The 11,994-nt window shown below is 60.4% G+C and carries 10 protein-coding genes and 2 pseudogenes; 11 read left to right on the top strand and 1 reads right to left on the bottom strand.

The features are described 5' to 3' along the window. The first annotated feature begins 1 nt into the window (after window position 1). From miaA to ACE4QZ_RS25115, 10 genes and pseudogenes are all read left to right on the top strand, one after another. Window positions 2-973 (top strand): tRNA (adenosine(37)-N6)-dimethylallyltransferase MiaA, encoded by a 972-nt coding sequence (gene miaA / locus ACE4QZ_RS25160; RefSeq protein ID WP_021783876.1) that lies wholly within the window; start codon window positions 2-4, stop codon window positions 971-973. A gap of 94 nt (window positions 974-1,067) precedes the next feature. Beyond that, a complete protein-coding gene (gene hfq / locus ACE4QZ_RS25155) occupies window positions 1,068-1,328 on the top strand; it encodes an RNA chaperone Hfq (RefSeq protein ID WP_003258160.1) in 261 nt (86 codons plus the stop codon). A gap of 12 nt (window positions 1,329-1,340) precedes the next feature. Beyond that, window positions 1,341-2,642, top strand: coding sequence for a ribosome rescue GTPase HflX (gene hflX / locus ACE4QZ_RS25150; RefSeq protein WP_012274456.1), 1,302 nt, complete (start codon window positions 1,341-1,343; stop codon window positions 2,640-2,642). Between the two features lie 96 nt (window positions 2,643-2,738). Beyond that, window positions 2,739-3,920 carry an FtsH protease activity modulator HflK gene (gene hflK, locus ACE4QZ_RS25145; protein WP_021783877.1) on the top strand — a complete coding sequence of 394 codons (1,182 nt, stop codon included), beginning with the start codon at window positions 2,739-2,741 and terminating at the stop codon, window positions 3,918-3,920. Further along, window positions 3,920-4,789 carry a protease modulator HflC gene (gene hflC / locus ACE4QZ_RS25140; RefSeq protein ID WP_014592592.1) on the top strand — a complete coding sequence of 290 codons (870 nt, stop codon included), beginning with the start codon at window positions 3,920-3,922 and terminating at the stop codon, window positions 4,787-4,789. The genes hflK and hflC overlap by 1 nt, the downstream gene beginning before the upstream one ends. A 301-nt stretch (window positions 4,790-5,090) precedes the next feature. Then, on the top strand, window positions 5,091-6,278 hold the full coding sequence (locus tag ACE4QZ_RS25135) for an ATP phosphoribosyltransferase regulatory subunit (RefSeq protein ID WP_021783878.1): 1,188 nt from the start codon (window positions 5,091-5,093) through the stop codon (window positions 6,276-6,278). Window positions 6,279-6,334: 56 nt separating this feature from the next. Beyond that, window positions 6,335-7,627: an adenylosuccinate synthase gene (locus tag ACE4QZ_RS25130; RefSeq protein ID WP_021783879.1), complete on the top strand. Its 1,293-nt coding sequence runs from the start codon at window positions 6,335-6,337 to the stop codon at window positions 7,625-7,627. A gap of 339 nt (window positions 7,628-7,966) precedes the next feature. Next, window positions 7,967-9,901 (top strand): methyl-accepting chemotaxis protein, encoded by a 1,935-nt coding sequence (locus ACE4QZ_RS25125; protein WP_021783880.1) that lies wholly within the window; start codon window positions 7,967-7,969, stop codon window positions 9,899-9,901. 686 nt (window positions 9,902-10,587) lie between these two features. Continuing rightward, window positions 10,588-10,851, top strand: a pseudogene (locus ACE4QZ_RS25120) (type VI secretion system tube protein Hcp); the annotation flags it as partial. A 133-nt stretch (window positions 10,852-10,984) separates the two neighbouring features. Then, entirely contained in the window at window positions 10,985-11,359 is a 375-nt protein-coding gene (locus ACE4QZ_RS25115; protein WP_028698112.1) for a hypothetical protein, read from the top strand. Window positions 11,360-11,400: 41 nt separating this feature from the next. Here ACE4QZ_RS25115 and ACE4QZ_RS25110 read toward each other — a convergent pair. Beyond that, window positions 11,401-11,555 (bottom strand): annotated as a pseudogene (locus ACE4QZ_RS25110) (IS110 family transposase); the annotation flags it as partial. 19 nt (window positions 11,556-11,574) lie between these two features. Between ACE4QZ_RS25110 and ACE4QZ_RS25105 the strand changes: the two are divergent. Next, entirely contained in the window at window positions 11,575-11,949 is a 375-nt protein-coding gene (locus ACE4QZ_RS25105) for a hypothetical protein (protein ID WP_135192562.1), read from the top strand. Window positions 11,950-11,994 lie beyond the last annotated feature (45 nt).

The following is an 11,994-nucleotide window of genomic DNA, read 5'->3' as shown; positions in this document are numbered from 1 at the left end:
AATGAGCGGCAAGCCCCCTGCAATATTCCTGATGGGCCCGACGGCGGCCGGCAAGACCGACCTTGCCATCGAACTGACCACAGTGCTGCCGTGTGAACTGATCAGCGTCGATTCGGCACTTGTCTACCGTGGCATGGATATCGGTTCGGCCAAACCGTCGAAAGAAATCCTCGCCGCCCACCCGCACCGGCTGATCGACATTCGCGACCCGGCCGAGAGCTATTCGGCCGCGCAGTTCCGTACCGACGCCCTGGAGGCCATGGCCGAGATCACCGCGCGCGGCAAGATCCCGCTGCTGGTCGGTGGCACCATGCTCTATTACAAGGCGTTGATCGATGGCTTGGCCGACATGCCAGCGGCCGATGCGGCGGTGCGCGCCGAGCTGGAGGCACAGGCTGAAGCCCTGGGCCTGGCCGAGCTGCACCGCCAGTTGGCCGAGGTTGACCCAGAGTCAGCGGCACGTATTCACCCCAATGACCCGCAGCGGCTGATCCGGGCGTTGGAGGTGTACCGGGTGAGCGGTGAGAGCATGACAGTTCATCGCCGGCGTCAATTCGCGGAAAGTCGCGGCGCAGACGCAGGCGCTGGCGGACAATTGCCCTATACTGTCGCCAGTTTGGCGATTGCTCCTACAGATCGTCACATTTTGCATCAGCGAATTGCGTTACGATTTTCGCAGATGCTGGAACAGGGCTTCGTTGACGAGGTCCGATCGCTGCGAGCCAGAAGTGACTTGCACGCCGGGCTGCCGTCTATACGGGCAGTGGGTTATCGGCAAGTCTGGGATTACCTGGATGGCAAGCTGACTGAGAATGAGATGCGTGAACGCGGTATCATTGCTACCCGGCAGCTGGCCAAGCGGCAGTTCACCTGGTTGCGTGGCTGGCCTGAAGTGCACTGGCTTGACAGCCTGGCCTGCGACAATCTGTCCCGCACCTTGAAATACCTTGGGGCCATCTCCATATTGAGCTGAGTCCCTGCTGATTGCCGTCTATTCTTGCGAAGGGGCGGCCTAATTTATCGATTTTATTGAATTTCTATTATTTATCCTTACAGGAGTGCGGCATATGTCAAAAGGGCATTCGCTACAAGACCCTTACTTGAACACCTTGAGAAAAGAAAAGGTCCCGGTATCCATTTACCTGGTCAACGGTATCAAACTGCAGGGCTCGATCGAATCGTTCGACCAGTTCGTGGTATTGCTGAAGAACACCGTCAGCCAGATGGTCTACAAGCACGCCATCTCGACCGTAGTTCCGGCCCGTCCGGTCCGCCTGCCAAGCCCGTCCGACAGCGAGCACGGCGACAGCGAGCCAGGCAACGCCTGATAGGAGCCTGCATTGTTCTTTGAGCGCCACGGCGGTGGTGAGCGGGCATTGCTCGTTCACTTGGAAGGTCAGAACCCTGAGGCGCGAGAAGACCCGCAGGAGTTTCAGGAGTTGGCATTGTCGGCCGGGGCCGACATCGTCTCGCTGGTCACGGTGACAAGGCATCAGCCTTCCGCCAAATACCTGATTGGCAGTGGCAAGGTCGAAGAGTTACACGACCTGGTCCATGCCGAACAGGTAGATCTGGTGATTTTCAATCACACCCTCACGCCCAGTCAGGAGCGCAACCTCGAACGTGTGTTCGAGTGTCGTGTGCTGGACCGAACCGGGCTGATCCTCGATATCTTCGCCCAACGGGCGCGTACCCATGAAGGCAAGCTGCAGGTCGAACTGGCCCAGCTGGAGCATATGAGCACGCGGCTGGTGCGCGGCTGGACTCACCTTGAGCGACAAAAAGGTGGTATCGGCCTGCGCGGTCCGGGTGAAACCCAGCTGGAAACCGACCGCCGCCTGTTGCGGGTGCGTATACGCCAGATCAAGTCACGCCTGGAGAAAGTGCGCAGTCAGCGCGAGCAGGCGCGGCGCGGGCGCAAGCGCGCGGATATCCCATCGGTGTCGCTGGTGGGTTATACCAATGCCGGCAAGTCCACGCTGTTCAACGCCCTGACCGAGTCCGAGGTGTATGCCGCGGACCAGCTGTTCGCCACACTCGACCCGACCCTGCGCCGGCTCGAGCTCAACGACCTGGGGCCGATTGTGCTGGCCGACACCGTAGGCTTCATTCGTCACCTGCCGCACAAGCTGGTCGAGGCATTTCGGGCTACGCTCGAAGAGTCGAGCAACTCCGACCTGTTGCTGCATGTGATCGACGCCCATGAGCCAGAGCGCATGGAGCAGATCGAGCAGGTGCTGGCGGTGTTGGGCGAGATTGGTGCCGAGGGGTTGCCGATCCTCGAGGTGTACAACAAACTCGACTTGCTCGAAGATGTCGAGCCACAGATCCAGCGCAATGCCGATGGCAAGCCGGAACGGGTCTGGGTATCGGCACGCGATGGGCGTGGTCTGGAGCTGGTTGGCCAGGCGGTTGCCGAGTTGCTGGGGGATGATCTGTTTGTCGGTACCCTGTGTCTGGAGCAGCGTTTTGCCCGCTTGCGCGCGCAATTCTTTGCCCTGGGTGCCGTGCAGAGTGAAGAGCATGATGAAGAGGGGCGCAGCCTGCTGAGCGTGCGACTGCCCATGGTCGAACTGAATCGCCTGGTCAGCCGCGAAGGCATGGAGCCGCAAGTGTTTGTCGAGCAACACACTTTGCAATAAATGCTCGTCGAGGTCGCCGGGCAGCAGTGACAGGCATTCTGTAGCATTGGACGGCGCGCCGTGGGCGCGTCTTTGCTTTATCAGATGGAGAGCGCTATGGCTTGGAACGAGCCGGGTGGCAACTCGAACAATCAGGATCCCTGGGGCGGCCGCCGTGGTGGCGGTGGCGGCGGTGGTGACAAGAAAGGTCCACCGGATCTGGACGAGGCCTTCCGCAAACTGCAGGACAGCCTGAATGGCATGTTCGGCGGCAGCAAGAAACGTGGCGGCGGTGACCGCAATGTCGGCAAGGGCGGTGGCCTGGGCCTGCTGGGCATCGGCCTGGCGGTGCTGGCTGCAATCTGGCTGTACAACGCCGTGTATGTGGTCGACGAGCAGGAGCAGGCGGTTGTGCTGCGCTTCGGCAAGTACTATGAGACGGTCGGTCCCGGCCTGAACATCTACTTCCCGCCGATTGATCGCAAGTACATGGAAAACGTCACGCGTGAGCGTGCCTACACCAAGCAGGGCCAGATGCTGACCGAAGACGAGAACATCGTCGAGGTGCCGCTGACCGTCCAGTACAAGATCAGCAACCTGCAGGACTTCGTGCTCAATGTCGACCAGCCTGAGGTGAGCTTGCAGCACGCGACCGAGAGTGCTCTGCGCCACGTGGTTGGCTCCACTTCGATGGACCAGGTGTTGACCGAGGGTCGTGAGCAGATGGCCGTGGATATCCGCGAACGCCTGCAGCGCTTCCTCGACAACTACCGTACCGGTATCACCGTTACCCAGGTCAACGTACAAAGCGCGGCAGCTCCGCGTGAAGTGCAGGAAGCCTTCGACGACGTGATCCGAGCCCGCGAAGACGAGCAGCGTGCCCGCAACCAGGCCGAGTCCTATGCCAATGGCGTGGTGCCGGAAGCCCGTGGTCAGGCCCAGCGCATCATCGAGGACGCCAATGGTTACCGCGACGAAGTCATCGCTCGCGCCAAGGGTGAGGCAGACCGCTTCACCAAGCTGCTTGTCGAGTACCGCAAGGCACCTGACGTAACCCGTGAGCGTCTGTATCTGGAGACCATGCAAGAGGTCTACAGCAACTCGAGCAAGGTCATGGTGGCAACCAAGGACGGGCAGAGCAACCTGCTCTACCTGCCGCTGGACAAGATGGTCGAAGGCAGCCGCAGGCCGTCCGTGCCAACCACCAGCGTGTCGCCATCGACCAACGATGCGGCCGCCCGTGCCGCGCAGGACATGCAACAGCAACAGCAGCCGCTGCGTACTAGGGAGAGCCGCTGATGAGCAATAGATCGCTGATCGCCCTGATCGCCGCTGTGGTCCTGGCTATCGTGGCCTGGAACAGCTTCTACATCGTGTCCCAGACCGAGCGAGCGGTACTGCTGCGCTTCGGTAAGGTGGTCGAGGCGGATGTTCAGCCAGGCCTGCACGTGAAGATTCCGTACGTGAACCAGGTGCGCAGGTTCGACGCCCGACTGATGACCCTCGATGCTCCTACCCAGCGGTTCCTGACCCTGGAAAAGAAAGCGGTGATGGTCGACGCCTACGCCAAGTGGCGCGTCAAGGACGCTGAACGCTTCTACACCGCCACGTCCGGCATGAAGCAGATCGCCGACGAGCGTCTGTCGCGCCGTCTGGAAAGTGGCCTGCGCGACCAGTTCGGTAAACGTACCCTGCACGAAGTGGTTTCCGGTGAACGTGACGCGCTGATGGCTGACATCACTGCATCGCTGAACCGCATGGCGAGCAAGGAGCTGGGCATTGAGGTGGTCGACGTGCGCGTCAAGGCCATCGACCTGCCGAAGGAAGTCAACCGCAGCGTGTTCGACCGTATGAGCACCGAGCGTGAGCGTGAAGCCCGCGAGCACCGTGCCAAGGGTAACGAGCTGGCTGAAGGTATCCGTGCCGATGCCGACCGTCAGCGCCGTGTGCTGCTGGCCGAGGCTTATCGCGAAGCAGAAGAAACCCGTGGTGATGGCGACGCCCAGGCGGCCGCTATCTATGCCAAGGCCTACAGCCAGGACGCTGATTTCTATGCGTTCCACCGTAGCCTGCAGGCATACCGCGAGAGCTTCTCGAGCAAGAGCGACGTGATGGTCCTGGACCCGAAGAACGAGTTCTTCCGTTACCTGGACAAGAGCAGGCCTTGATGCTCAGGCCCTGATTTTCATGCAGCGGCGTCCCGCCTGGCAGCTAATGCACCAGGCGGGGTGCATCCTGAATGAAAAGGGGTGTATGATGAGGCAGCCGGGAAATTTCCCGGCTTTTTTGCGTCTGCAAGGTTGATTGGCACAGCGCCAGTCGACAGTTTGGTCAGCTCGCAAGGCAATTTGAGGGTGTCGGGTACGGTGGCTGCGCTGGGATCAGTGCTGCCCGCTGCTGTGCGCGATACCGGCTTTTCTGACGGCTTGCCTGCTGGCAAGCCGCCCGGACCAGAGGGGAAATGGCGTAATGGCAACGGTAGACCGCTGGCTGCTGCCAGATGGCATCGAGGAAGTACTGCCACCTGAGGCTGCGCGCATCGAGATCGCGCGCCGCCAGGTGTTGGACCTGTTCCAGAGTTGGGGCTACGAACTGGTCGTCACCCCGCATATCGAGTACCTGGAGTCGCTGCTTACCGGCGCCGGCCAGGACCTGGATCAGCGCACCTTCAAGGTAGTGGACCCGCAGTCCGGCCGCCTGATGGGCTTCCGCGCCGACTTCACCCCGCAGGTGGCGCGTATCGATGCGCACACACTGCGCCGTGAAGGCCCGAGCCGCCTGTGCTATGCCGGTAGCGTGCTGCACGCCCAGCCGCGTGCCCTGTCCACCTCGCGCAGCCCGATCCAGCTGGGTGCCGAGCTGTACGGTGATGCCAGCCCTACCAGTGATGTCGAGGTCATCAGCCTGATGCTCGCCACGCTGCAGCTGACCGATGTGCCGGATGTGCACATGGACCTGGGCCATGTCGGTATTTACCGCGGCCTGGCCCGTGCCGCCGGCCTGTCTGGCGCGGTCGAACAGCAGCTGTTCGACGCCATGCAGCGCAAGGCTGTCGATGAAGTGCAGGCACTGACCGCCGACCTGCCGAAAGACCTGGGCAGCATGCTGCGCGCCCTGGTCGAGCTGTGCGGTGGTCGTGAAGTACTGACTGAAGCCCGCGTGCGCCTGGGTCGCGCCCCGGCCAGCGTACTGGCGGCGCTGGACGACCTGCTGGCGATCGCTGATCGCCTGGCGTCGCGCTACCCGGACCTGCCGCTGTACTTCGACCTCGGTGAGCTGCGTGGCTACCACTATCACACCGGCGTGGTGTTCGCCGTGTTCGTGCCGGGCGAAGGCCAATCGATCGCCCAAGGCGGGCGCTACGACGATATTGGCGCTGATTTTGGCCGGGCGCGCCCGGCCACTGGTTTCTCCACGGATTTGAAGACCCTGGTCACACTGGGGCGAGCGGAGGTCGTATTGCCAACTGGCGGCATCTGGATGCCGGACAGTGGCGACGCGGCCCTCTGGCAGCAAGTCTGCCAGTTGCGCAGCGAGGGCCAGCGTGTGGTTCAGGCTCTGCCTGGCCAGCCGTTGAGTGCTGCTCTCGAGGCGGATTGTGATCGTCAATTGATTCAGCAAGACGGGCGCTGGCAGGTTCTGCCGCTGGCCCAGTGAGTTTCTGCGTCGGCAACAGGCCGGCAACCAAGTTTGCGTGAATGAGGACCAATGTAATGGGTAAGAATGTCGTCGTCCTGGGCACCCAGTGGGGTGATGAGGGCAAAGGCAAGATCGTCGATCTGCTGACCGAACATGCTGCCGCCGTAGTGCGCTACCAAGGTGGCCACAATGCGGGTCACACCCTGGTGATCAACGGTGAAAAAACCGTTCTGCACCTGATTCCGTCCGGCATCCTGCGTGAAGGCGTACAGTGCCTGATCGGTAACGGCGTGGTCGTTGCCCCGGACGCACTGATGCGCGAAATCACCAAGCTGGAAGAGAAAGGCGTGCCGGTGCGTGAGCGTCTGCGCATTTCCCCGGCTGCGCCGCTGATCCTGTCGTACCATGTGGCCCTGGACCAGGCCCGCGAAAAAGCCCGTGGCGAAGCCAAGATCGGCACCACTGGCCGTGGTATTGGCCCAGCCTACGAAGACAAGGTGGCACGTCGCGGCCTGCGCGTGGGCGACCTGTTCCACCGCGAGCGTTTCGCTGCCAAGCTGGGTGAGCTGCTGGATTACCACAACTTCCAGCTGGTGAACTACTACAAAGAGCCGGCGATCGACTTCCAGCAGACGCTGGACGAGTGCATGGCTTACGCCGATCAGCTCAAGCCGATGATGCTCGACGTCACCGCCGAGCTGCACAACCTGCGTCGCGCCGGCAAGGACATCATGTTCGAAGGCGCCCAGGGCTCGCTGCTGGACATCGACCACGGCACCTACCCGTACGTCACCAGCTCCAACACCACTGCTGGCGGTATTTCCACCGGTTCCGGCGTTGGCCCGATGTACCTGGACTACATCCTGGGTATCACCAAGGCCTACACCACTCGCGTGGGTTCCGGTCCGTTCCCGACCGAACTGTTCGACGAGACCGGCGCTACCCTGGCCAAGCGTGGTCACGAGTTCGGTTCCACCACCGGCCGTGCCCGTCGTTGCGGCTGGTTCGACGCCGTCATCCTGCGTCGCGCCATCGACGTCAACAGCATCTCGGGCATCTGCCTGACCAAGCTGGACGTACTGGACGGCCTGGAAACCATCAACATCTGTGTTGGCTACAAGAACGAGAACGGTGCCGTCATCGACGCGCCTTCCGATGCCGACAGCTACATCGGCCTGGAGCCGGTGTACGAAGAGATGCCAGGCTGGAGCGAGTCCACTCTGGGTGTGAAAACCCTGGAAGAGCTGCCGCAAGCTGCGCGTGACTACATCAAGCGTATCGAAGAGCTGGTTGGCGCGCCGATCGACATCATTTCGACCGGCCCGGACCGCAACGAGACCATCGTGCTGCGTCATCCGTTCGCCTGATCTGCCCTCCAGGCTGATCTGACGCCGTGGCCCTGAAAAGGGCTGCGGCGTTTTCATTTGTGGGTATGCCGGGGCTGGCCAATCCATCGGCAATCCACCGTTGCCGCCGCTACCGTATTCGCGGGTAAACCCGCTCCTACACTGATTGGGTGTGGGCACGCAACGGAGGTTGGGCGCAGGCCGTTGTAGGAGCGGGTTTACCCGCGAAAGGGCCGGCACACGAAACCCCATTGCTAGACCTTGGCGCATTTCCCTGCTGCCTACGGCACAACCCTTGCTGTAAGAAGTTTCTGTAGATGCCATCAAAATAGTGGCGCCAGAAAACACGAGGGTTACACCGTGTCTGCCATCCTCTCACTGTTACGAAGCCGCCTCTTGCGGCCTGTGTTTGTTGCCCTTGGTATCGCTCTTTTGGTGCAGGTGCTGGTTGCCGTTGCGCTTACCCGAAGCACAGTCACCGCTTTGGAGGCTGACCTTGGCGAGCGACTGGGTAATGACAGCCGCCAACTCGCAAGCGAACTGGAGCAAGCCGGGCAAGATGTGCGCTCTGGGCTCGACGGCCTGTCCAGCAGCACCCGCCAGCGCCTGAGCGCAGGGTTGTCGGAGCGCCTGCAAAGCGAACAGCAGCAACTTCGCAGTACCCTGGAAAAGAACCTCAAGGATTCCGCCAACGACATGGCCGAGCTGCTGGCTTCGGTTGCGCCGCGGGCGATCTGGGACAACGACGTGCCTGTACTTTCGGACTTTGCCCGACGCGCGCAGCGCAATCCGAACGTGTTGTTCGTGGTGTACGACGACGCACAGGGTCAGCACCTGACTCGCTACCTCAACCGGCAAAACCCGATCAACCAGGCCTTGATGGAAAAAGGCCAGGGCGAGCGTGCGCTGGACAAGGTGATTGATGCTGCCCGGCGTGACCCGGCGGTGTACTTCGTCGAAGCCTCGATCAGCCCCAATGGCACGGAAATCGGTAAGGTGGTAATGGGGGTTTCCACTGCCGGCATCGACCATGAGCTAAAGGCGCTGGACCAGCGCTTCGCGGCGCTGATCGCTAGCGGAGAGCAGTTGGTTGGCGACAGCCTGGTCGGTGCTGCTGCCGATAGCGGCAAGACCCTGCGTGAGCGCCTTGAGAAGGCGCAGGGCAGTGCTGCCGCCATGCAGGCCAATACCGCGCAAACCGTGCGCGATGCCGCTGCAGAGCTGCGCTGGCGTATCGGTCTGGGCCTGGTGCTGGTCGGCCTCGGGGTGTTGGTAGTGGTGGCTCTGGTGTTAGGCCGCCGGGTACTGAGCAAGCTGCGCCTGTTGATTGCCGCTCTTGATGACCTGGCGGCCGGCGAAGGTGACTTGACCAAGCGCGTGCCGCTCGACAGCCGCGATGAAATCGGCGACATGGCCTCGGCAGTGAACCGCTTTGTCGACAAGTTGCAGCCGATTGTGCGCGAAGCCGGCGAGGTGGCGCAGCGCACGGGTGTGGAGATTGGTGCGATGGCCCAGCGCAACGCCGGCGCAGATGCTGCCGCCGCGTTGCAGCGCGACGAAGTAGCGGCGAGCCTGCGCGACCTGTCGAGCATGGCTGATGAAGCACAAGCCGAAAGTCATGCGATGCAGGCGGCGTTGCAGCAAGTGGTGGATATCCGCCAGGCGACCGATGAAAACAGCCGCACCTCGACCCAGCTTGCCGGGTTGATCGAGAACCTGGCTGGGCAGGTGGATGCCGGCTCCCAGGTGATCGAGCGCCTGGCCAAGCAGAGCGAGCAGATTGAAGTGGTGCTGACGGTGATCCACGGCATCGCCGAGCAGACCAACCTGTTGGCCTTGAATGCCGCCATCGAGGCGGCCCGTGCTGGCGAAACCGGGCGCGGCTTTGCCGTGGTGGCCGACGAGGTGCGCGCGCTGGCGAGCAAGACGCAAAGCTCTACGGGCGATATCCAGGCGCACATCGCAGCGCTGCAGAAGGGCGCCAAGGAAGCTGTGGCCACCATCAGCCAGGCTGGGCTCAAGGCTAGCGAAGGCTTGCTGGTGCTGCGTGACAACGAGCGTCGGCAGCAGTCAGTGCAGGCGGCGGTGGAGCAGGTGCATGCGGCCATTGGCCTGGCGACCCGAGCGGCCGAGCAGCAGGCGAATGGCGCGCAGGCGGTGCGTGGGCGAGTGGAGACTATCCATGCTCAGGCTGAGCGTTCGGCTGAGGTGGTGATGCAGACTACGGCCAGCAGCAAGGTGCTGGATGAGTTGGCCGCGCAACTGCGGGCGAGCCTGGGTCAATTCAGGGCTTGATTGCCTGGGCTGGCCCTGTCGCCGGCGAGCCGGTTCCCACAGGTATTGCGCAGGTTTTGGAGCGGCGCGGTGGCCGTCAGGGTTGGCAGGTGTTCGTCACAGCATCTTCATCGCGTGTGAGATCGAGCGCCGCCTGCGCGGCGCGCATCGCGAGCTGGCGCTCGCTCCTACGTTTGTTTCGTGCCAATTATTCCTATGGGATTTGCGCGCGAACGCCTTGGCGCATGGCGCGATATTGCGTCGTACAAACAAGGCGGTCGCGCGCGCCTATCACAGGCGTGACTGGCCCGAAACAAACGTAGGAGCGAGCGCCAGCTCGCGATGCGCGCCGCGCGGGCGGCGCTCGATCCCACACGCGCTGCATATCTTGTGGCAAACACCTGTCAGCCCTGATGCGATCCCTGTCTGAGCTGGCTATCGGCCGATTGTGTGCCGAATGTTGGCCAATCTCGACTCGAAACATTTTTGACGTGATCACCCGGCATTCATCATCAAATTTGTAGGCAATTTCCCAAATTGGCCCTGGCCGGACGCGTATGATTCCGGCATCGGGCCTAGGGCGCTAGGGTCAGTCGCATCTGAAGGCACGCAGCGCCAATCCGCCATTCGCCTTCGGGAACAACCTCACGGCAGCGATGTCCGGACACCGTCGTTATCAGTCCAATCATTACCAAGGAGAGGTAAGCTTGGCCTTCGATGCTTATATTCAAATCGCAGAGATCACTGGCGAAGCACTGGACGAGCAGTACGCCAACTGGGTCGAAATCATCGGCTACAAGTTCGGTGCCAACCAGAGCATCTCTGCCACCGCAAGCTCCGCGGGCGGCGCATCATCAGGCCGCACCACACTCACCAACGTCACCTTCACTAGGTATCTGGACAGTGCCAGCTACAAGCTGCTGGAGGCGAGCTGTGCCGGGCAGCACCTGAAGGAAGTGAAGCTGTCGCTGTAGGTATTCCCACCGGTGGAGCAGCAACTTTCGCATGTGCGGTATTGGGGGGAGCGGCTGGAGGTATTGCTGGCGGTGAGTTTGGTGAGGTATTGGGAGAAAGCGTAGGGGAGATTTTGTATGAGGCAGTGCGATGAGTAACTTGCACCTGGCAGTGCTTGGTGTGTTTGTAATTATCTCGCCGTTTTTGATGTTTGGTGTGTGGGTATTCGTTGCGTATCGATATCTGGATCGTATCGAATCAATCTTGTCAAATAGCCGAATGGTGGCTGTGAACAGAGAAATATATTCTCATGCTGGGCTACTTGGGAAAGTCATGCGGCTAGGATCAATTTCTGCAATGCTGTCTATGAAATATTTTAGCGTTCGAAAGGGCCTATTAGATCGCAATGATATTGCTAAGGTTTCCGCCGACCTGCAAAGGCTGTTAGTGCGCTTGTGGACTGTACAAATTTTGCTGATTGCATTGATTGTTCTTTTTTTTGTTTGGATAGAGTACTTGAGGTAAGCTCTGGTCAAACAGAATGCAACCCATTGTTTTCTAAGCACTCAAGCAGTCACCAACTGATACCCCAGTTTTCGGGCTTTGCGAAGCAAAGCCCTGACCTGCCGGTCTCGGTTCCGAACTCTTCAAGACCTTGTTCAACATAAGCCTGCTTCTTGGTTAACAGGCTGTACACCAGACGTACCAACTGATGCGCAGTGATTTATGAGAGTGCGGAAATGAGTACCGAAGCAATGACGATAATCGCATCTATCCTGCTCGCTTGTATGTCAATCAGCGTGTGTGTGATGATTTACTTTGCTTGTCGATCTATAGAAGCTATCGAAAAAGCTTTAGCGAAATGCAAGTATATTCAGGATAATAGGGGGAACTTTTCAGCGGCTGGCCTTGCTGGAAAATTAATGCGTACTTGCCTGGCGGCAAATATGCTCATGATTCCAGGGTTGTTTGTTCGAAAAGGTGTGGCAGATATTTCAGATCTCGAGAGTTTCCCAAGGTCTATGGAAAGAGTTTTGTTGCCCTCTTGGGTGGGGCTTGTAGTATCTACGACCTTGTTCTTTGCTTTCAACTGGCTAGTGGGAGTTTTAAAGTGAACTTGTGATGAAGTCTAGGCACTCAGGCTTGTGCCCAGGCCACAT

The organism is Pseudomonas sp. DCA-1 (assembly GCF_046523955.1).
Taxonomy (GTDB): Bacteria; Pseudomonadota; Gammaproteobacteria; order Pseudomonadales; family Pseudomonadaceae; genus Aquipseudomonas; species Aquipseudomonas putida_Y.
This window is presented reverse-complemented; position numbering and strand designations above follow the sequence as displayed.